The organism is Streptomyces sp. NPDC053755 (genome assembly GCF_040677675.1).
Classification (GTDB): domain Bacteria; phylum Actinomycetota; class Actinomycetes; order Streptomycetales; family Streptomycetaceae; genus Streptomyces.
The window spans coordinates 94,576-113,883 of record NZ_JBFASK010000005.1; the positions used below are offsets into that span (position 1 = coordinate 94,576).

Below are 19,308 nucleotides of genomic sequence, written 5' to 3' on the forward strand. Positions count from 1 at the left end.
CGCGGTCCGCGGCCTCGGAGCCGGTCGCCCCGTCGGCGTGGGGACGGTCCTGGGATCGAGCCTCGGGACGGGCCTCGGCCCGCGTCTCCGGCGTGTCGGATCCGGCCGGCGCCCCCGGGGTCTTCGACCCGGCCGGCGCCTCGGGGGCCTCGGACCCGGTCCCCGTCTCCCGGGCGGCGAAGGCCGCTTCCGACTCCGCCGCTCCGGCGTCTGCGTTCTCGCTGCTCACGATGTGCTTCTGCTCCTGATCCGACCGGTGGTCCCTGCTCTGTACGGCATCCTACGGCGCGGCCCTCGACGGCCCGCGCCGTAGGATCGACCGCACGTTCGCCGTACCACCGACATACGGCGACGCCACTCATAACGTCGCACCCACCAGGAGCGTGCCCATGACCGCGAATCCGATCGCCGAGACCGTCGCCGGACTCATGCCCCGTGCCAAGACGGAGCTCGCGGAGCTGGTGGCCTTCGAGTCGGTGGCGGACGAGGCGGTGGCGCCCCGCAGCGAGTGCGAGGCCGCCGCCGCATGGGTGGCCGACGCGCTGCGTGCCGAGGACTTCCGCGAGGTGGCGCTGCTCGACACGCCCGACGGTTCGCAGTCGGTGTACGGCGTGCTGCCCGGCCCGGCCGGCGCCCCGACCGTCCTCCTCTACGCGCACTACGACGTGCAGCCGAAGCTGGACGAGTCGGCGTGGCTGACCCCGCCGTTCGAGCTGACGGAGCGGAACGGCCGCTGGTACGGGCGTGGCGCGGCCGACTGCAAGGGCGGCTTCATCATGCATCTGCTGGCGCTGCGTGCGCTGAAGGCGAACGGCGGGGTCCCCGTCACCGTCAAGGTGATCGTGGAGGGGTCGGAGGAGCAGGGCACGGGCGGTCTGGAGCGTTACGCCGAGGCGCACCCCGACCTGCTGTCCGCCGACGCGATCGTGATCGGCGACACCGGCAACTTCCGGGTCGGACTGCCGACGGTGACCGCGACCCTGCGCGGTATGACGATGATCAGGGTCCGGATCGACACCCTCGAAGGCAACCTGCACTCCGGCCAGTTCGGCGGGGCGGCGCCCGACGCGCTGGCCGCGCTGATCCGCGTCCTGGACACGCTGCGCGCGGAGGACGGCTCCACCGTCATCGACGGTCTGCCGGCCGACGCGGAGTGGGAGGGCCTGCAGTACCCGGAGGAGGAGTTCCGCAAGGACGCCAGGGTCCTGGACGGCGTGGACCTGCCGGGCCACGGCACGGTCGCCGACCGGATCTGGGCGCGTCCGGCCGTCACCGTCATCGGCATCGACTGCCACCCGGTGGCGGGCGCGACGCCGTCGATCCCGTCGACCGCTCGCGCGCAGATCAGCCTGCGGGTGCCGCCGGGCCAGGACGCCGCGGAGGCGACCCAGCTGCTCTTCGCCCACATCAAGAAGCGGGTGCCGTGGAACGCCCGGGTGAGCTTCGAGCAGATCGGCCAGGGACAGGCGTTCAGCGCGGACGTGACCAGCCCGGCGTACACCTCGATGGCCGAGGCGATGCGGATCGCCTACCCCGGTGAGGAGATGCAGTCCTCGGGCATGGGCGGTTCGATCCCGCTGTGCAGCACCCTCGCCGCGCTCTACCCGAAGGCGGAGATCCTGCTGATCGGTCTGAGCGAGCCGGAGGCGCAGATCCACGCCGTGAACGAGTCGGTGTCCCCTCAGGAGCTGGAGCGGCTCTCGGTGGCGGAGGCGCACTTCCTCGTCAACTACGCGCGCTCGAAGCAGGTCTGACCGGTACGGAACCCCAGCCGGCGCGGCGGTCGGGGGTTGCGCGTTCGGCGAAGCCCGCCGAGAGCGCAGGGGCGTACGGCGGACGGGCGCGGAGGCGTTCGTCCGCCGTACGGACCTCATCGAGATCACTTCGCGGCCGCACGCGCTGCGCTCCTCCATCGGCCAGGCGTATCCGTTGCGGGGTGGCGAGGAGCCGGCGCCGGCCGACGCCGGGCGGGTGGGGTCGGCCGACCGAGACGACCCCCAGGGCCGGGGCCTGCGGACGACGCCCGCCCGGCCCTTGCGACGACGCCCGTCCGCGCCTGCGGGCGGACGGCGGTACCGACGGACTCTCCCCAGGGCCGCGCCTGCGCGCCGGGCCGGGGCGCCCGGTCCGCGGCTCAGCCGACGGGCACGCCCGCCTCGAGGTTCAGGACCGTCCCGCGTTCCCGGGCGCGCAGGGCCCAGCGCAGGCGCTGGTAGCGGACGGGCGGGAGCATCTCGGCCGCTTCCTCCTCGGTGACGAAGCGCCAGCCGCGCAGTTCGGCCCCGGGCAGCAGGAGTCGGTCGGCCCGGGCGGCGGGGAGCGTGCCGCCGTCGAAGAGGAGCCGCAGGCCGCCGTAGCCGGGAGGCTGCGGGCGTTCCCAGTCGACGAGCAACAGCCGCGGGACGGATTCCAGTTCGAGGCCGATCTCCTCGGCCACCTCCCGCATGCCGGCGCGGGCGGGCGCCTCTCCCTGTTCGACGACGCCGCCGGGGAACTCCCATCCCGGCTTGTAGGTCGGGTCGACCAGCAGGAAACGATCCTGCTCGTCGAAGAGCAGCACGCCGGCGGCCAGGGTCTCGCCGGTCGGCTCGGGCGTCTGGACGATCCCGCACGAGATGGCGTCGCCGCTGCCGAGGGCCTCGGCGACGGTGGCCGCCGCCTCGGCGACGGAGAGCGCCGAGGTGTCGACGGCATAGGCGTCGGCGTCGAGCCAGTCGGCCCGGGCGGCCCGGAAGGGCTCGATGTGGTCCAGGGACCACCGCCGGACGCGTTCGAGGGCCTCGGGGTCGGATCCGTCGGGCGTCCGGGCGAGGATGCGCTCCCGCAGGATCGTTTCATCGGGAGCGAGCAGCACATGTCTGACCTCGATGCGGCGAGCGGCGAGGCCGCCGAATATCTCGTCGCGGTACTCCTGTCGCAGCAGGGTCATCGGGACGACGAGCACACCGCCGACCTCGGCGAGCAGAGCGGCGGCAGTGTCCACCACCATCCGGCGCCAGATGGGCAGGTCCTGGAAGTCGTTGACCTCGGCGAGTCGTTTCTGCGGAAGCAGCCAGCTCATCGCGCCGCCGATGAGCTCGGGGTCGTACAGTGTGCTGTTCGGGATCAGATCGACCAGCTCGCGCGCGGTACTCGACTTCCCCGCGCCGAACGCACCGTTGATCCAGACGATCACGATTCCCCCTCTTCGGTAGCCCCCAGTGGCTTGCCCGCAACACCCTGCCACGGAAACCCCGTCGGGCAACCGGGGGATTCGGCCGCGGCGCGGGCCTGGACGGGCCGGACGGGGGTAGGCGGAGAGGAGACGCGCACGGGAACGAACGCGCGTACGGGCCGGCGCGTAACACTTCGGGGCGGGCCGTCGTTGGACCGGTAAGGCAAGGGGGTGCGGAGATGAACCGTACGGTGTTGGAGAAGTTTCCCGCGGGAGGTCCGCGGGGCAGCTGGCCGGCCGAGGAGTTCGCCAGCGCGCGGCGGGACGAGGGCCTCCCCGCCGAAGTGATCATGGACCTGGAATCGGACGCCTTCCTGGTCATCGTCGAGCAGCGGACGGCGCGTTCGGGTCCTGCCCGTCCGCCGGCGGCGCGCACGGCGGGCCGCTGACGGTACGGGCAGCCCCCCGGGGCTGCCCCGTCATCCCGCCGCCGGGGCGCCGTCCCGGGTGTGCGGAGAGGCTGCCGCCGCCGCGCCGAGGAGACCCGCGTCGGTGCCCGTGAGCGCCGGGGCGACCTCCAGATCGCGGACGAACGACAGGGTGGCGTACGACCGGAGGCTGCGGCGCAGCGGGGCGAAGAGGACCTCGCCCGCACCCGCCACTCCCCCGCCGATGACGGCGATGTCGATCTCGACGAGAGTGGCGGTGGCGGCGATTCCCGCGGCGAGTGCCTGTGCCGCACGCTCGAAGGAGGCCACGGCGACCGGCTCCCCGGCCCTCGCCGCGGCGGCCACCGCCGCGGCCGAGGTGTCGCCGTCCGACCCCGGGCGCCAGCCGTTCCGCAGGGCGCGGCGTGCGATGTGCGGGCCGCTGGCGATCCGCTCGACACACCCGCGCCCGCCACAGGCGCAGGGGTCGCCGTCCAGATCGACGCTGATGTGACCGATATGGCCGGCGTTTCCGGTGGGCCCGGGGTGCACCCGCCCGCCGAGCACCAGACCGCCGCCCACGCCCGTGGAGACGACCAGGCACAGGGCGTTGTCGTGGCCGCGAGCCGCGCCGCGCCAGTGCTCGGCCGCCGTCATGGCGACGCCGTCGCCGACCAGCGTGACGGGCCGCCCCCCGGCCGCCCGCCCCACCCGCTCGACGAGCGGGAAACCACGCCAGCCGGGGATGTTGACGGGGCTGACCGTGCCGGTGGAGGCGTCCACCGGGCCCGCGCTGCCGACGCCCACCGCGTGCGCCGAGACCCACAGAGGAGACCCGGCCAGCTCCTCCAGCACGTCCTCCACCGCGCGCATCACCGTCTCGCCGTCCTCCCGCGCGGGCGTGGGCCGCTGCGCGCGGACGAGGATCCTGCCTTCGCCGTCCACCAGCGCACCGGCGATCTTGGTGCCGCCGATGTCCAGCGCGACGACGAGGCCGGCGACGAGGTCGGTGTGCATGGCGCGATGTCTCCAGGAGGGCAGCCGGGACGATGATCGGTGTAACCTCCAGTCTCCCTCCCTATGACAACGTTGTCCAGGGCCTATGCTCGACAACATCACGACGGCACCCGCCGAGCCGTCCGACGAGACAGAGGATCTGCGCACCGTGGCCGACAACGCCCGCCATCCCGAGCACCGTTACGGCAACCGGCCCACGATGAAGGACGTCGCGGCCCGGGCCGGAGTGGGGCTCAAGACGGTCTCCCGGGTGGTCAACGGCGAACCGGGGGTGACACCGGACACCGAGCGGCGGGTCCAGGAGGCCATCGACTCCCTCGGCTTCCGCCGCAACGACAGCGCGCGCGTGCTGCGCAAAGGGCGCACCGCCTCCGTCGGCCTGGTCCTTGAGGACCTGGCCGACCCCTTCTACGGTCCGCTCAGCCGCGCGGTGGAGGAGGTCGCCCGCGCCCACGGGGCGCTGCTCATCAACGGTTCCAGCGCGGAGGACCCCGACCGGGAGCAGGAGTTGGCCCTCGCGCTGTGCGCCCGCCGGGTCGACGGGCTGATCGTCATCCCGGCCGGCTCGGACCACCGCTATCTCGAGCCGGAGATGAGGGCGGGTGTCGCCACCGTCTTCGTCGACCGCCCGGCGGGAGGGATCGACGCCGACGCGGTGCTCTCGGACAGCTTCGGCGGGTCGCGGGCCGGAGTGGCGCACCTGATCGCCCACGGCCACCGCCGGATCGGCTTCATCGGTGACCGGCCGCGCATCCACACCGCGACGGAGCGGCTGCGCGGCTACCGCGCGGCGATGGAGGAGGCGGGCCTGGAGATCGACGCCTCCTGGGTCGCGCTGGGGCCCACGGACCCGGAGCGGGTCCAGGAGGCGGTCGCGGCGATGCTGTCGGGACCGGAGCCGGTCACGGCACTCTTCGCCGGCAACAACCGGGTCACGGTCACGGCCGTCCGCGCGCTGGCCGGGCGCGAGCACCCGGTGGCCCTGGTGGGCTTCGACGACATCGAACTGGCCGATCTGCTGGGCATCACGGTCATCGCGCAGGACGCGGCGGCGCTGGGCCGCACGGCGGCGGAGCGCCTCTTCCGCCGCCTGGAGGGCGTCGACGAGGCCCCGGCTCGGGTGGTCCTGGGGACGACGCTGATCCCACGGGGTTCGGGCGAGATCGCGCCGCCGGCCTGAAGCGTGCCGCGAAGGGAGCGCCGTCCGCCCGAAGGGCGGACCCCCGCGGCGGCCGGTACGTGCGCTCGCAAGGCGGAGGGCCATCCTCGTACGGGGCGTACCCGGCGGATCCCGACCGTGCGGTGAGCGGGCGTGCCGAGCGTCGCGGGGCAGGCGGTCCTTCGCGACACACGTGGCAGCGTGCCGCAGAAGGTTGTGTCCGGAGTGCCCGCGCGGCCTGCCGTTCGGGTCAGCAGACGGGGAGTCCGGGCACCGGCCCGTCGTTGTCGCCGCCCTTGATGTTCACGACGTTGACGTACACGCCTGTGTTGCCGCTGTCGTCGTCCGTCCGGGCCCACCAGACGTTCGTCCACTGACCGTGGGTCTCCCGCCGTCCCAGGTCCGCCTGGCAGTAGAAGTAGTTGGTGCCCGCGTTCAGGACACCCGTCTCCGCGCCCGCGTGGCTGTAGGACGTCGAGGTGCGCCACACCTGGCAGTCGTAGGTCCCGCCGCCACGGGAATGGCATGCCGGCGCGGGCTGCGCGGCCTGCCCGCCGCCGCCCGTCGTGCCCGCGCCCCCGCTCGTACCACCTCCGCCCGACGCACCGCCGCCGTTGGTGGTGCCGCCGTCCGTGCCGCCGCCGGAGCCCGGCAGTGGGGCCTTCGACGTCCCGGGCGAGGAGGGCCGGGCGGACTTCGTCGTGCCCGCCCGCGAGGGTTGCGCTGAGGGGTCCGCCGACGGCGCGCCGCCCGGGTCAAGGACCCGGCCGGGGCTCGCGCCGGGGCCGCGGGGGGACGGCTGCTCTCCGGCCGATCGCTCCTGCTTCGTGCCGGCGCCCTGGCCGACGAGGGCGTAGGTCACCCCGCCGCCCGCCAGGAGCACGGCGGCGACCGCGGCGGCGATCAGCGCCCCGGAGCGGTTGCGGCCGGGCTCGCGCCGGGCCGCCGCGGAACCGGCCGGACGACCGGCCGGGGCGTGTCCGGCGGACGGGAACGCGCCGCCCGGCCCATTGGCGGTGGCCGCGGCCGGCGAGGCGACGGGACCGAAGCCGCCGGGGCGCCCCGGCACGGTGGCGAACCCCGCCGCGTTCCGCTCCTCCTCGCCGAACCCGCCCGCGCGGCCCGGCGCGGCGCCGGAACCGGCCCCGCGTCCGGCCTCCGTGGCGAGCCCGCCCGCCCGCGCCGCCGCCGGGCCGAGCCCTTCCGCGTGACCCCCCTCCGCCGCGGACACTCCCGCCGTCGCGGGCAGCTGCGTCCCGGAGGTCCCGGAGTGCGCCGGCGCCGGGCCGAAGCCCGGAGGGCGGTGGGGGACGGCGTTCGGTTCGGTCGGAACGGGTCCGGAAGGCGGGGCCGATGAGGTGGCCGGGCCGGCCGGGACGGGGCCCCCGCCCTGGGCTCGGGCCAGGGCGTCGAGGAGCCGGGCCGCCGATCGGGCGTCGGGGCGCCGAGCGGGGTCCTTGTCCAGCAACTGCCGGAGTACGGGTTCGAGGGGACCGGCACGGCGTGGCTCCGGCAGGGGCTCCACGACGATGGCGTTGAGCGTCGACCAGGTGGAGGTGCGGCGGAAAGGCGAGGCCCCCTCCACGGCCGCGTAGAGCGTGGCGCCCAGCGCCCAGACGTCGGAGGGGGGCCCGGGCTGCTGCCCCTGGGCGCGCTCGGGGGCCAGGTAGTCCAGCGAGCCGACGATCTCGCCGCTGCGGGTGAGGTGGGTGGCCGAGCCGTCGCCCGGGTCGTCCATGGCGGCGATGCCGAAGTCCGTGAGGACGACCCGCCCGCTCCTGTCGAGGAGGACGTTGCCGGGCTTCACGTCCCGGTGGAGCACACCGGCCTCGTGCGCGGCGGCCAGCGCCTCCAGGACGGCGGCGCCGATCCGGGCGGCCTCGGCCGGTTCCACGACTCCGCGCTCGTTCAGCACGTCGTCGAGCGAGGGCCCGTCGACGAGCTCCATGACGATGACGGGGCGGCCCTCGTGGTCGGTCACGTCGTGGACGGCGATGACTCCGGGGTGCCGTACGCGCGCCGCCGCCCGCGCCTCGCGCCGCATCCGCAGGCGCAGATCGGCCAGTTCCGGTCCTGACGCGTCGTTGTACGCCCGCAGTTCCTTGACGGCCACCTCGCGGCCGAGGACCTCGTCGACGGCCCGCCAGACGACGCCCATGCCGCCCCGGCCCAGTCGGCGCACGACGCGATAGCGGCCGGCCAGCCGCTCGTTCTCCCCCGAAGACACCGATGCCCCGTTCTCTGTCGGCTGCGTGGAACGCGTACAGGGTACGGGGCCCGGTGGTGGCCTCGGGGCCGGTGGCCCCGCCCGTCAGGGGGCGGTGGTGGTCAGATCGCCTCGTCGCGGTGCGGCGAAGCGGTCCAGGTCGGCCCGGGTCAGGCCGGTGAGGGACTCGACCTCGGCGGTGTCGAGGGCACCGCAGTCGATGCCGCGCAGGAGGTAGGAGCTGAGGGCCTTGGCGGTGGCGGGCTCGTCCATCACGTCGCCGCCCGCGTGGTTGGCGTAGGCGGAGATGCGCTGGGCGGCGGCCTCGAAGCCCTCGCGGTAGAAGGCGAAGACGGCGGCGTAGCGGGTGGGGATGTGGCCCGGGTGCATGTCCCAGCCCTGGTAGTAGGCGCGGGCGAGGGCCCGGCGGGTAAGGCCGTAGTGCAGGCGCCAGGCTTCGTGGACGTGCTCGGTGGAGCCGACCGGGAGGACGTTGGTGGAGCCGTCGGAGACCCGTACGCCGGTGCCGGCGGCGGCGACCTGCATGATCGCCTTGGCGTGGTCGGCGGCCGGGTGGTCGCTCGCCTGGTAGGCGGCGGACACGCCGAGGCAGGCGCTGTAGTCGAAGGTGCCGTAGTGCAGTCCGGTGGCGCGGCCCTCGGCGGCGTCGATCATGCGGGCGACGGCGGCGGTGCCGTCGGAGGCGAGGATCGACTGGCTGGTCTCGATCTGGATCTCGAAGCCGAGGCGGCCGGCGTCGAGGCCGTGGGCCTTCTCGAAGGCCTCCAGGAGGCGCACGAAGGCGGAGACCTGCTCGGGGTAGGTCACCTTGGGGAGGGTGAGGACCAGGCCGTCGGGGAGTCCGCCGTTCTCCATGAGGCCGGTGAGGAAGATGTCGGTGGTGCGGATGCCGCGGTCGCGTACGGCGGCCTCCATGCACTTCATGCGGATGCCCATGTACGGGGCGGCGGTGCCGTCGCGGTACGCCTCCGCGATCAGCCGGGCGGCGCGGGCGGCGTCGTGGTCCTCGTCGGTGCCCGCGTAGCCGTCCTCGAAGTCGACGCGGAGGTCCTCGACGGGCTCGCGCTCCAGCTTGGCCCGTACGCGTCCGTACACGTCGGCGGCGAGGGCGTCGGGCAGGCCGAGGACGGCGGCGAAGGACTCCGCGTCGACGGCGTGCTCGTCGAGGGCCGCGAGGGCCTGGGCGCCCCAGGAGCGGATGGTTCCCGCGTCGAAGAGGTTGCCGGGGACGTAGACGGTGTGGACGGGCTGGCGGGTGCCGGGGTCTCCCGGGTAGCGGCGGTCCAGCTCGGCGTCCACGGCTGCGAGGGAGGCGCTGATGTCCTCGCTGACCGCGCCCGCGAGGCTCGTTGCCACCTTCTCCTGCTGGCCCATTCCCACACCCTTCTCTTTTCCGCTTCACGGAATCAACAATCCGTATAGCGAAGTTAGTAGCCGCTCGGGACCTGCGTCAATGGGTGTCCGAAACGGCCGGGGGCCGCACGGCGAGAGATCACCGTGCGGCCCCCGGGCCCGAAGAAGCGCAGGTCATGCGCGTCAGGTCAGCCCTTGCGGGACTTGACCTCCGCGGTCAGCTGCGGGACGACCTCGAAGAGGTCGCCCACCACGCCGTAGTCGACCAGGTCGAAGATCGGGGCCTCCGCGTCCTTGTTGACGGCCACGATGGTCTTCGAGGTCTGCATACCCGCGCGGTGCTGGATCGCACCGGAGATGCCGGAGGCGATGTACAGCTGCGGCGAGACCGACTTGCCGGTCTGGCCGACCTGGTTGGAGTGCGGGTACCAGCCGGCGTCGACCGCGGCGCGCGAGGCGCCGACCGCCGCACCGAGGGAGTCCGCGAGGTCCTCGATGATGTGGAAGTTCTCGGCACCGTTGACGCCACGGCCGCCGGAGACCACGATCGCGGCCTCGGTCAGCTCCGGGCGGCCGGTCGACTCGCGCGGGGTGCGCGCGGTCACCTTGGTGCCGGTGGCCAGGGCGCCGAAGGAGACCGTCAGGGCCTCGACGGTGCCGGCGGCCGGCGCGGCCTCGACGGCGGCCGAGTTCGGCTTGACCGTGATGACCGGGGTGCCCTTGGAGACGCGGGACTTGGTGGTGAAGGAGGCGGCGAACGCGGACTGCGTCGCGACCGGGCCCTCGTCGCCGGCCTCGAGGTCGACGGCGTCGGTGATGATGCCGGAGCCGATGCGGACCGCGAGGCGGGCCGCGATCTCCTTGCCCTCGGCGGAGGACGGGACGAGCACGGCGGCCGGGGAGACCGCCTCGTACGCGGCCTGCAGCGCGTCGACCTTCGGCACGACCAGGTAGTCGGCGAACTCGGGGGCGTCGGCGGTGAGGACCTTCACGGCGCCGTGCTCGGCGAGGGCCGGGGCGGTGGCCTCGGCGCCGTTGCCCAGCGCGACGGCGACGGGCTCGCCGATGCGGCGGGCCAGCGTCAGCAGCTCCAGGGTGGGCTTGCGGACGGCTCCGTCGACGTGGTCGACGTAGACGAGAATCTCAGCCATGGGACTTCAGTCTCCTGCGAACGAAAAGGGGCGGACGGAACGGCTCGCGCGAGCCCTTAGATGAACTTCTGGCTCGCGAGGAACTCGGCCAGCTGCTTGCCGCCCTCGCCCTCGTCCTTGACGATCGTGCCGGCGGTGCGCGCGGGGCGTTCGGCGGCGGAGTCGACCGCGGTCCAGGAGCCCTCCAGGCCCACTTCCTCGGCCTCGATCTCGAGGTCGGAGAGGTCCAGGGACTCCACCGGCTTCTTCTTGGCGGCCATGATGCCCTTGAAGGACGGGTAGCGCGCCTCGCCCGACTGGTCGGTCACGGACACGACGGCCGGGAGGGAGGCCTCCAGCTGCTCGGAGGCGGTGTCGCCGTCGCGGCGGCCCTTCACGACGCCGTCCTCGATCGTGACCTCGGAGAGCAGCGTGACCTGCGGGACGCCCAGACGCTCGGCGAGGATCGCCGGCAGGACACCCATGGTGCCGTCGGTGGAGGCCATACCGGCGATGACGACGTCGTAGCCGGTCTTCTCGATCGCCTTGGCGAGCACCAGCGAGGTGCCCATGACGTCGGTGCCGTGCAGGTCGTCGTCCTCGACGTGGACGGCCTTGTCGGCGCCCATCGACAGCGCCTTGCGCAGCGCGTCCTTGGCGTCCTCGGGGCCGACCGTGAGCACGGTGACCTCGGCGTCGTCCGCCTCCTCGGCGATCTGCAGCGCCTGCTCGACCGCGTACTCGTCGAGCTCCGACAGCAGGCCGTCGACGTCGTCGCGGTCGACGGTCAGGTCATCGGCGAAGTGCCGGTCGCCGGTGGCGTCGGGCACGTACTTCACACAGACAACGATCCTCAAGCTCACGCCGGCTCTCCTACTGCATCGTCATAACTGGGCTGCCTTGTTGCTCGCAGCATAGGCGCCTGAAGGGCGGGTTTCCGGTCGGGGCGGCTTGCGCCCCGGCGAAAATATTACTCGCCAGTACAGCCAGTTCGTTACCAGTAAGCAAGCGCTCAGGCATGTGAGTTTCGCAACGCCCGGCGGCCGGTGGCGAGGCGGGCGACGCCGCCGACGGCCCGCCTCAGTCGCGCAGGGCGTGGAAACGGCCCTGGTGGTACAGCAGCGGCCGGCCCGCTCCGGCGGGGTCGCCCGCGACCGCCTCGGCGATCACGATGCGGTGGTCCCCGGCGGGGACCTTCGCCACCACCCGGCACACCAGCCAGGCGAGGACGCCGTCGAGGACGGGAACGCCCTCGGGCCCCGGGCTCCAGCGCGTGTCCCCGCCGAACCGGTCGGCCCCGCTGCGCGCGAACGTCTCGGCGAGCTCCCGTTGATGCTCGCCGAGTATGTGCACGCCGATGTGTTCGGCCTCGGCCAGCACGGGCCAGCTCGACGACGCGGTGCCCACGCCGAAGGAGATCAGGGGAGGTTCGGCGGCGACCGAGTTCAGCGAGGTGGCGGTGAAGCCGACGGGGCGCTCTCCCCTGGCGGTGATGACCGCGACCCCCGCGGCGTGCCGCCGGAAGACGGAGCGGAGGAGATCGGGTGAGGCCGGGCGGGGGGCGGGCACGGGGCGGAGCTCGGGCGAAACCGTCATGGAACTGTCCTTCGGCGAGGGCGTGGTGCGAGGGGTCCGGGGGTTCTCAGACACCCGGACAGCGCGCGCTCGCGTGGCGGACGAGGTCCACGTGGACCCGCCCGTGGAGAAGGGTTTCCGGTGGCAGCACCGTGTCAGCCTGACGATCGTCCGCGGGCGCAGTCAAGTGCGTACCGGCATGTGGGAGATGTGTCACCGCGTCAGACCGCCCGGCCGAGAGCCGCGATGACGTCCGCGCGGCGGGGCTGCCCGGCGGCCCGGACGACGACCCGTCCGGCGCGGTCGAGGACCAGCACCGTGGGGGTGCGGACGATCCCCAGCGCGCGCACGAGGTCGAGCCGCTCCTCGGCGTCGATCTCCACGTGGCCCACCCCCTCCACCATCTCCGCGACCTCGGAGAGGGTCCGCCGGGTGGCGCGGCAGGGCTGGCAGAACGCCGTGGAGAACTGCACGAGCGTGGCCCGCTCCCCCAGCGGCGCGCCCAGGGCCCCGTCGTCGAGGGTCCCGACGCCCGGCGCCCGGACTCCCGGCGTCTCGACGTCCCGCACCCGGACATCCGGCTCCTCCGGCCGCCCGTCCATACCCGTACTCCCCTCGCGCCGTCCGCTCTCCCGTGTCGCTCCCTGCAGCGTCCCACGGCACCGTTCGATTCCCGCCACGGCCACCGGGCGTGACGAGAATCTCCCTGTGCGAAGCCGTCAGGACTGGTACCCGACGCCCACATGGGGCACGATCTGCCCAAAGCCGAAAACCTACGGCCGCGTAACTTCCGCCGGGAGAACCCTCCCCAGGCACAGAAGAAGGGGTTCCTCTCAGATGGCAGAACTCGTCTATCGGCCGGTCATCGGCGCCGCACTCACGATGTTCAAGGCGCTCGACCTCAAGATCGACACGCAGGGTTCGGAGCACATCCCGCGCACCGGCGGCGCGGTGCTGGTCAGCAACCACATCAGCTATCTGGACTTCATCTTCACGGGCCTGGCCGCGCTTCCGCAGAAGCGCCTGGTGCGCTTCATGGCCAAGGACTCGGTCTTCCGGCACAAGGTCTCGGGGCCGCTGATGCGCGGCATGAAGCACATCCCGGTGGACCGCGCGCAGGGCGAGCACGCCTACCGGCACGCGCTGGAGTCGCTGAAGGCCGGCGAGATCATCGGCGTCTTCCCCGAGGCGACCATCTCGCAGTCGTTCACGCTCAAGAGCTTCAAGTCGGGCGCCGCCCGGCTCGCCCAGGAGGCCGGGGTCCCGCTGATCCCGATGGCGCTCTGGGGGACACAGCGCGTCTGGACCAAGGGCCGTCCGCGGAACTTCAAGCGCAGCCACATCCCGGTGACGATCCGGGTGGGCGAGCCGATGGAGGCGCCCGCGGACCAGTACGCGGGCGCCATCACGCGGCGGCTGCGCGAGCGCGTCCAGGAGTTGCTGGAGGCCGCGCAGCGCGCCTATCCCGTGCGCCCCAAGGACGCGAGCGACACCTGGTGGGTGCCGGCGCACCTCGGGGGCACGGCTCCGACCCCGGCCCAGGTCAAGGAAGCCGGCTGACCGGACCCTCCCGGTCCGGGAGGGTCACTCCGGGGTGCCGACCGTGATGCGCGCCCCGGGGCTCAGCTTCTCCAGCGATTCGGCCAGCTCGGTGCCGGCCGCCACGAGCTCGGCGTGCGTCATGGGGACCAGCGACTCCAGCAGGAAGATCGCGTTGACCGTGGTGTCCTCGATGCGGGTGCGCGGCCCCTGGCGCCAGTTCCATCGGCGGCAGGTGACGCCGGCGTCGTCGCGCCAGACGATCTCGCCCGGCTCGGGGTGTTCCACGGTCTCCTCCCCGCCGGCCATGGTCACGAACGGCTCGTCGCCCACGGCCCGCACGAGCCTCATCTCACCCTGGATGCGGTCCAGGTCCTCGCCGCCGACCGGGATGAGGTGGGCGACGCTGATCGCGTTGTAGGCGTCGACGAGACGGCTGATCCTGGGCAGGCCGCCGTCCGCGAGCGCCCGCTTGGCGAGCGCCTCGGCGGAGTTGCGGGTACGCGACGGCTTGGCGCCGAACGCCGTGTAGGCCGCGCGCCAGGCCGCGATGTGCGGGTCCTTGTCCGGTGCGGCGCCGTCGAGGCGTTCCGCGAGGCGCCGGGCGGCGTCGTCGAGCAGCGCCGAACCGGTCTCGTCACTCGGCCCGTTGACGAGACCGTGGGCCTCGACGGCGAGGTGGGTGAAGCCGGGCACGAGGGCACGCACCTCGTCGGACACGGTGAGGGTGAGGGGCATCGTCGTCCTTGCGTCAGAGTTCCGTCGGAAGGGTCCGCGAGAGGTACGGCAGGTCGTGAGCGGAGGTCAGCGCGCTCAGAACGGCCGGATGCGGTTCAGCGTACAACACCGGCGAGTCCAGTTCATTGGACTTTGGATTCGGATGGAACGGCAGCCGCTCGCCCCTCACGGAGAACGCGGCGGAGCGCCCCGGCTCGCCGCCGCGGGGGTCCTGCCGGTGCCAGGTGGACGTACCGGGCAGCCGGACGGCGACGAGACCGTGAAGGACCTCGAACTTCTGGTAGCAGAGGGCCGTCGGGATGCCCTCGGCCCTGAGCAGCGCGGCCAGGGCGTGCGCCTTGGCGTAGCAGATGCCGGTACGCAGGGCGAGGACATCGGAGGCCCGCCAGGTGACTCTCGTGCCCCCCGTGTCGAAGGAGTGCGGGATGGCGTCGCGGACGAACGCGAAGGCCGATTCTGCGTATGTGTATGCACCGGAGCACCCCGCGCGGAGCCGGGAGGCGACTTCCCGGACGACAGGGTGCTCATGGTCGATGACATCGCCTGCGGCGAGATAGGCGGAGATTTCCGGCTCTTGCTGGCTCAGTTCCATGCGCCAGAAGCATAGGAAAGCGACCGACTGGAATCAATGAGTTTCCAGTCAGTCGCATTCCTATGCAGAGCGAGCCAGGAGCCTAGCCGGCCGCCATCTCCTCCTTGAGCGCCTGGAGGAAGGCGTCGACGTCGTCCTCCGTCGTGTCGAAGGAGCACATCCACCGCACGTCGCCGGCGGCCTCGTCCCAGAAGTAGAAGCGGAAGCGCTTCTGCAGCCGGACGCTGACCTCGTGCGGGAGCCGGGCGAAGACCGCGTTGGCCTGTACCGGGTGGAGGATCTCCACCCCGTCGACCTCCCGCACACCGGCCGCCAGGCGCTGGGCCATGGCGTTGGAGTGCCGGGCGTTGCGCAGCCACAGGTCCTTCGCGAGCAGCGCCTCCAGCTGGACGGACACGAAGCGCATCTTGGACGCGAGCTGCATGGACAGCTTGCGCAGGTGCTTCATGTGGCTGACCGCGTCCGGGTTCAGGACGACGACGGCCTCGCCGAACAGCATGCCGTTCTTCGTGCCGCCGTACGAGATGACGTCCACGCCGACCGCGTTGGTGAACGCCCGCATGGGGACGTCCAGGGAGGCGGCGGCGTTGGCTATCCGGGCGCCGTCGAGGTGGACCTTCATGCCCTTGGAGTGGGCGTGCTCCACGACGGCGCGGATCTCCTCCACGGTGTAGACCGTGCCCAGCTCGGTGTTCTGGGTGATCGAGACGACCTGGGGCATGGCCCGGTGCTCGTCCTCCCAGCCCCACGCCTGCCGGTCGATGAGCTCGGGGGTGAGCTTGCCGTCCGGCGTCGGCACGGTGAGCAGCTTGAGGCCGCCCATCCGCTCGGGAGCGCCCCCCTCGTCCACGTTGATGTGCGCGGACTCGGCGCAGATCACGGCACCCCAGCGGTCGGTCAGCGCCTGGAGGGCGGTGACGTTCGCACCCGTGCCGTTGAAGACCGGGAAGGCCTCGGCGGTCGGCCCGAAGTGGCTGTGCATGATCCGCTGGAGGTGATCGGTGTAGTCGTCCTCGCCGTAGGCGATCTGATGACCGCCGTTGGCGAGGGCGATGGCGGCGAGCACCTCCGGGTGGGCGCCGGCGTAGTTGTCGCTGGCGAAGCCCCGGACCGACGGGTCGTGGTGACGACGCGCGTCGGTCCTGGAGGGCGTTGCCGGGGTCACGGCTTGGGGGTCAGCCACAGACGCTGTCCATTCACTTCCTGGGCGGGCCGGTCCCAGACTCCGGCGATCTCGTCGGCCAGATCCTTGACGTCCGTGAAGCCCGCGAACTTCGCGTTCGGTCGCTCGGCGCGCATGGCGTCGTGCACCAGTGCCTTGATCACCAGGATGGCAGCCGCGGCCTTGGGCCCGGCGTCGCCCCCCAGCTTGCGGAAGTCGTCGCCCATGGCGAGGGTCCAGGCCTCGGCCGCGGCCTTGGCGGCGGCGTAGGCCGCGTTCCCCGCGGTGGGCTTGGAGGCGCCCGCTGCGCTGACGAGGACGTACCGCCCACGGTCGCTGCGCGTCAGCGGCTCGTGGAAGGCGAGCGAAGTGGCCTGGACGGTCTTGATCAGCAGCCGCTCCAGGAAACTCCAGTCGGCGAGCTCGGTCTCGGCGAAGGTGGAGCTGCCGCGCCAGCCGCCGACGAGGTGGACCAGGCCGTCGATCCGGCCGAACTCCTTCTCGGTCTTGTCGGCCCAGTCGCGTGCCGCGCCGAGGTCCGTGAGGTCGACCGTGTCCCCGACGACGGTGGCGCCGCCGTGGGCGTACCGGGCGGCGTCGACAGCCTCGGCCAGCCGCGCCGGATCCGCGTCCGAGGCGACGACGATCGCACCGGCTTCCGCGAGCCGCATCAGCGCGGCCCGGCCGGCGGGGCCGGCCGCTCCCGCGACCGCGATGACGGCACCTTCCAGCGGTCCGCCGTTCCCGTTGCCGTTCATGGTCGTCGCCTCCTCCGTGACAGGGTTCACGCGGCAGCCTGCTCGGCCCGCGAAGCGTTCACGGCGGTGATGCCCTTGGTGGAGGCGATCACACCCTTGAGCTTCTTGGCCAGGGCCTCATAGAACATGCTGAGCGGAAACTCGTCCGGAAGCACGTCGTCGACGAGCTTGCGCGGCGGCTGCGTCAGATCCAGGGCGTCGGGCCCCTTGGCCCAGCGCGAGCCGGGGTGCGGGGCGAGGTAGGTGGAGACGAGCTCGTACGCCTTGAACCAGTGGACCAGCTTGGGGCGGTCGATGCCGTCGCGGTACAGCTTCTCGATCTCCGCGCAGAGCTGGTTGGTGACCTCGGGGGCCCGCTGCCAGTCGATCTTGAGCGTGTTGTCCGTCCAGCGCACCACGTCGTGCTTGTGGAGGTACGCGAAGAGCAGCTGACCGCCGAGGCCGTCGTAGTTGCGGTTGCGGTCGCCGGTGACCGGGAAGCGGAACATCCGGTCGAAGAGCACGGCGTACTGCACGTCACGGCCGTGGGCGTTGCCCTCGGCCTCCAGCTTCACGGCCTCCTTGAAGGCGGTGAGGTCGCAGCGCAGCTCCTCCAGGCCGTACATCCAGAACGGCTGGCGCTGCTTGATCATGAAGGGGTCGAAGGGCAGGTCGCCGTGGCTGTGGGTGCGGTCGTGGACCATGTCCCACAGCACGAAGGCGGCCTCGCAGCGCTTCTGGTCCTCGACCATGGCGGCGATGTCCTCGGGCAGCTCGATGCCCAGGATGTCGACGGAGGCCTGGGTGACCTTGCGGAAGCGGGCGGCCTCGCGGTCGCAGAAGATGCCGCCCCAGCTGAAGCGCTCGGGGGCCTCGCGCACGGCGATGGTCTCCGGGAAGAGCACGGCCGAGTTGGTGTCGTACCCGGCGGTGAAGTCCTCGAAGGTGATGCCGCAGAAGAGCGGGTTGTCGTAGCGGGTGCGCTCCAGCTCGGAGAGCCACTCCGGCCAGACCATGCGCAGCACGACGGCTTCGAGATTGCGGTCCGGGTTGCCGTTCTGCGTGTACATCGGGAAGAGCGCCAGGTGCTGGAGCCCGTCCACGCGGTCGGCGGCCGGCTGGAAGGCCAGCAGGGAGTCGAGGAAGTCGGGGACCTCGAAGCCGCCCTCGACCCACTTGCGCAGGTCGGCGACGAGCGCGTGGTGGTAAGCGGCGTCGTGCGGGAGCAGCGGGGAGAGCTGCTCGACGGCGGCGACGATCCGGTCGACGGTGAGTTCCACGAGGGCGCGGGACGGCGCGTCGTCGGCGTCGAAGTCGATGGAGCCGTCCTTGCGCTGCCAGGGACGGATCTCCTCCACGGCCTTCTTGAGCTCGGGCCAGGCAGGGTGGTCGATCACCGGGGCGGAGAGTGATATCCCCCCAGCGGTCACGTCCTGCACAAGAATTTCCGTCATTCCTCTTCCTCCACAGGAGAACCTCGCGTCAGGACACCGTATCCATGACTGGCTTCTCCATACAAGAGGAGCAAGAGAGATTATCCTGCGCACCCCCATGGTCACCGTGAATTTTCCTGCCGTACGGGGTTTGAGCGAGCGCATCGGTGGCCATACGGGGCAGCGGGGCAGGGGTCCCTTGAGTCCCGGGACGGCTCGCCCCGCTGCCCGGCGCGCGTGCGCTTCCCTCTTCGGCCCCAGCCATTAGGCTGCGCCCCCACCGGGAGACCGGAGGGACCCGGTCCCGGACATCGACGGAAGCGAGAAGATCTTGAGTTTCCTCACCATCGGTCATCGCGGAGTCATGGGCGTCGAACCCGAGAACACCCTGCGTTCCTTCGTCCGCGCCGAACAGGCCGGGATGGACGCCATCGAACTGGACCTGCACCTGAGCAAGGACGGCGCCCTCGTCGTCATGCACGACGCGGACGTCGGACGGACCACCGACGGCAGCGGCCCGATCGCCGAACTGACGCTGGCGGAGCTGCGCGAGCTGGACGCCGGCGAGGGGGAGCGCGTCCCCGTCTTCGAGGAGGTCCTGGACGCCGTGCGCGCGCCGATCCAGGCCGAGATCAAGGACACGGCGGCGGCCAGGGCACTCGCCGACGTGATGCTGCGCCGCGGACTCGCCGACCGGGTGGAGGTCCTCTCCTTCCACGACGAGGCCCTCGCCGCGATCTCCCGGCTGGTCCCCGGCGTCCGGACGGCGCTCGTGGCGGACCGCTGGGAGGCGGACGTCGTGGACCGCGCGAAGACGGTCGGAGCCGCCGCCCTCGTGCTCAACATCCGGCACCTGACCCTGGAGACCGTGGAGCGGGCCCACGCGGAAGGGCTGCGGGTCATCGGCTGGGTGGTGAACACCCAGGAGCACCTGCGCCTGGTCCGGGCGCTGGAGCTCGACGGGGCGACGACCGACTATCCGGAGATCCGCCGCACCGGCCGGTTCACCGCCTAGGAAGTGTCGGGGCCGGGACAGTTCCGGCGGCCGGCTCCGACCGGGGCGG

At 72.5% G+C, this 19,308-nt stretch carries 18 protein-coding genes; 5 read left to right on the forward strand and 13 right to left on the reverse strand.

Annotated elements, in window-relative coordinates:
* Positions 1 to 389 precede the first annotated feature (389 nt).
* Complete coding sequence (locus tag AB0K65_RS08000) at positions 390 to 1,754, forward strand: dipeptidase (RefSeq protein ID WP_365714900.1); 1,365 nt, start codon at positions 390 to 392, stop codon at positions 1,752 to 1,754.
* A 380-nt stretch (positions 1,755 to 2,134) separates the two neighbouring features.
* On the opposite strand, the gene AB0K65_RS08005 is transcribed toward AB0K65_RS08000, so the two are convergent.
* A complete protein-coding gene (locus AB0K65_RS08005; RefSeq protein WP_365715057.1) occupies positions 2,135 to 3,178 on the reverse strand; it encodes an NUDIX domain-containing protein in 1,044 nt (347 codons plus the stop codon).
* A gap of 215 nt (positions 3,179 to 3,393) precedes the next feature.
* Between AB0K65_RS08005 and AB0K65_RS08010 the strand changes: the two genes are divergently transcribed.
* Positions 3,394 to 3,603, forward strand: a complete 210-nt coding sequence (locus AB0K65_RS08010; RefSeq protein WP_365714901.1) for a hypothetical protein — start codon at positions 3,394 to 3,396, stop codon at positions 3,601 to 3,603.
* 30 nt (positions 3,604 to 3,633) lie between these two features.
* Here the strand turns inward: AB0K65_RS08010 and AB0K65_RS08015 are convergent, their stop codons facing one another.
* Complete coding sequence (locus AB0K65_RS08015) at positions 3,634 to 4,599, reverse strand: ROK family protein (protein WP_365714902.1); 966 nt, start codon at positions 4,597 to 4,599, stop codon at positions 3,634 to 3,636.
* Between the two features lie 199 nt (positions 4,600 to 4,798).
* Between AB0K65_RS08015 and AB0K65_RS08020 the strand changes: the two genes are divergently transcribed.
* The gene (locus AB0K65_RS08020) at positions 4,799 to 5,779 is read left to right on the forward strand and encodes a LacI family DNA-binding transcriptional regulator (protein WP_365715058.1); all 981 of its coding nucleotides are present in this window, start codon (positions 4,799 to 4,801) and stop codon (positions 5,777 to 5,779) included.
* A gap of 229 nt (positions 5,780 to 6,008) precedes the next feature.
* On the opposite strand, the gene AB0K65_RS08025 is transcribed toward AB0K65_RS08020, so the two are convergent.
* The 6 genes from AB0K65_RS08025 to AB0K65_RS08050 form a co-directional block, all read right to left on the reverse strand.
* The gene (locus AB0K65_RS08025) at positions 6,009 to 7,985 is read right to left on the reverse strand and encodes a protein kinase (RefSeq protein WP_365714903.1); all 1,977 of its coding nucleotides are present in this window, start codon (positions 7,983 to 7,985) and stop codon (positions 6,009 to 6,011) included.
* Between the two features lie 84 nt (positions 7,986 to 8,069).
* Positions 8,070 to 9,359: an aldolase gene (locus AB0K65_RS08030; RefSeq protein ID WP_365714904.1), complete on the reverse strand. Its 1,290-nt coding sequence runs from the start codon at positions 9,357 to 9,359 to the stop codon at positions 8,070 to 8,072.
* A gap of 167 nt (positions 9,360 to 9,526) precedes the next feature.
* A complete protein-coding gene (locus tag AB0K65_RS08035; RefSeq protein ID WP_365714905.1) occupies positions 9,527 to 10,489 on the reverse strand; it encodes an electron transfer flavoprotein subunit alpha/FixB family protein in 963 nt (320 codons plus the stop codon).
* Between the two features lie 56 nt (positions 10,490 to 10,545).
* Positions 10,546 to 11,331 (reverse strand): electron transfer flavoprotein subunit beta/FixA family protein, encoded by a 786-nt coding sequence (locus AB0K65_RS08040; protein WP_365714906.1) that lies wholly within the window; start codon positions 11,329 to 11,331, stop codon positions 10,546 to 10,548.
* A gap of 217 nt (positions 11,332 to 11,548) precedes the next feature.
* Positions 11,549 to 12,064 (reverse strand): flavin reductase family protein, encoded by a 516-nt coding sequence (locus AB0K65_RS08045; RefSeq protein ID WP_365714907.1) that lies wholly within the window; start codon positions 12,062 to 12,064, stop codon positions 11,549 to 11,551.
* A gap of 200 nt (positions 12,065 to 12,264) precedes the next feature.
* The gene (locus AB0K65_RS08050) at positions 12,265 to 12,645 is read right to left on the reverse strand and encodes a thioredoxin family protein (protein ID WP_365714908.1); all 381 of its coding nucleotides are present in this window, start codon (positions 12,643 to 12,645) and stop codon (positions 12,265 to 12,267) included.
* 235 nt (positions 12,646 to 12,880) lie between these two features.
* On the opposite strand from AB0K65_RS08050, the gene AB0K65_RS08055 reads away from it, so the two are divergent.
* Positions 12,881 to 13,603: a lysophospholipid acyltransferase family protein gene (locus AB0K65_RS08055; RefSeq protein ID WP_365714909.1), complete on the forward strand. Its 723-nt coding sequence runs from the start codon at positions 12,881 to 12,883 to the stop codon at positions 13,601 to 13,603.
* 24 nt (positions 13,604 to 13,627) lie between these two features.
* Here AB0K65_RS08055 and AB0K65_RS08060 read toward each other — a convergent pair whose 3' ends face one another.
* The 5 genes from AB0K65_RS08060 to AB0K65_RS08080 form a co-directional block, all read right to left on the reverse strand.
* The gene (locus tag AB0K65_RS08060) at positions 13,628 to 14,320 is read right to left on the reverse strand and encodes a phenylalanine--tRNA ligase beta subunit-related protein (protein ID WP_365714910.1); all 693 of its coding nucleotides are present in this window, start codon (positions 14,318 to 14,320) and stop codon (positions 13,628 to 13,630) included.
* A 13-nt stretch (positions 14,321 to 14,333) separates the two neighbouring features.
* Positions 14,334 to 14,912 (reverse strand): transglutaminase family protein, encoded by a 579-nt coding sequence (locus tag AB0K65_RS08065; RefSeq protein WP_365714911.1) that lies wholly within the window; start codon positions 14,910 to 14,912, stop codon positions 14,334 to 14,336.
* 82 nt (positions 14,913 to 14,994) lie between these two features.
* Complete coding sequence (locus AB0K65_RS08070; RefSeq protein ID WP_365714912.1) at positions 14,995 to 16,095, reverse strand: low specificity L-threonine aldolase; 1,101 nt, start codon at positions 16,093 to 16,095, stop codon at positions 14,995 to 14,997.
* Positions 16,074 to 16,832 carry an SDR family NAD(P)-dependent oxidoreductase gene (locus tag AB0K65_RS08075; RefSeq protein WP_365715059.1) on the reverse strand — a complete coding sequence of 253 codons (759 nt, stop codon included), beginning with the start codon at positions 16,830 to 16,832 and terminating at the stop codon, positions 16,074 to 16,076. The genes AB0K65_RS08070 and AB0K65_RS08075 overlap by 22 nt, the downstream gene beginning before the upstream one ends.
* Before the next feature lie 26 nt (positions 16,833 to 16,858).
* Positions 16,859 to 18,265, reverse strand: coding sequence for a DUF6421 family protein (locus AB0K65_RS08080; RefSeq protein ID WP_365714913.1), 1,407 nt, complete (start codon positions 18,263 to 18,265; stop codon positions 16,859 to 16,861).
* A gap of 310 nt (positions 18,266 to 18,575) precedes the next feature.
* Between AB0K65_RS08080 and AB0K65_RS08085 the strand changes: the two genes are divergently transcribed.
* Positions 18,576 to 19,259 (forward strand): glycerophosphodiester phosphodiesterase family protein, encoded by a 684-nt coding sequence (locus AB0K65_RS08085; protein WP_365714914.1) that lies wholly within the window; start codon positions 18,576 to 18,578, stop codon positions 19,257 to 19,259.
* The last annotated feature ends 49 nt before the right edge of the window (positions 19,260 to 19,308 follow it).

Coding starts and splice junctions, on each gene's coding strand:
- AB0K65_RS08000 (WP_365714900.1), top strand. CDS start 390: ATGACCGCGAATCCGATCGCCGAGACCGTCGCCGGACTCATGCCCCGT.
- AB0K65_RS08010 (WP_365714901.1), top strand. CDS start 3,394: ATGAACCGTACGGTGTTGGAGAAGTTTCCCGCGGGAGGTCCGCGGGGC.
- AB0K65_RS08015 (WP_365714902.1), bottom strand. CDS start 4,599: ATGCACACCGACCTCGTCGCCGGCCTCGTCGTCGCGCTGGACATCGGC.
- AB0K65_RS08020 (WP_365715058.1), top strand. CDS start 4,799: ATGAAGGACGTCGCGGCCCGGGCCGGAGTGGGGCTCAAGACGGTCTCC.
- AB0K65_RS08030 (WP_365714904.1), bottom strand. CDS start 9,359: ATGGGCCAGCAGGAGAAGGTGGCAACGAGCCTCGCGGGCGCGGTCAGC.
- AB0K65_RS08035 (WP_365714905.1), bottom strand. CDS start 10,489: ATGGCTGAGATTCTCGTCTACGTCGACCACGTCGACGGAGCCGTCCGC.
- AB0K65_RS08045 (WP_365714907.1), bottom strand. CDS start 12,064: ATGACGGTTTCGCCCGAGCTCCGCCCCGTGCCCGCCCCCCGCCCGGCC.
- AB0K65_RS08050 (WP_365714908.1), bottom strand. CDS start 12,645: ATGGACGGGCGGCCGGAGGAGCCGGATGTCCGGGTGCGGGACGTCGAG.
- AB0K65_RS08055 (WP_365714909.1), top strand. CDS start 12,881: ATGGCAGAACTCGTCTATCGGCCGGTCATCGGCGCCGCACTCACGATG.
- AB0K65_RS08060 (WP_365714910.1), bottom strand. CDS start 14,320: ATGCCCCTCACCCTCACCGTGTCCGACGAGGTGCGTGCCCTCGTGCCC.
- AB0K65_RS08065 (WP_365714911.1), bottom strand. CDS start 14,912: ATGGAACTGAGCCAGCAAGAGCCGGAAATCTCCGCCTATCTCGCCGCA.
- AB0K65_RS08075 (WP_365715059.1), bottom strand. CDS start 16,832: ATGAACGGCAACGGGAACGGCGGACCGCTGGAAGGTGCCGTCATCGCG.
- AB0K65_RS08080 (WP_365714913.1), bottom strand. CDS start 18,265: ATGACGGAAATTCTTGTGCAGGACGTGACCGCTGGGGGGATATCACTC.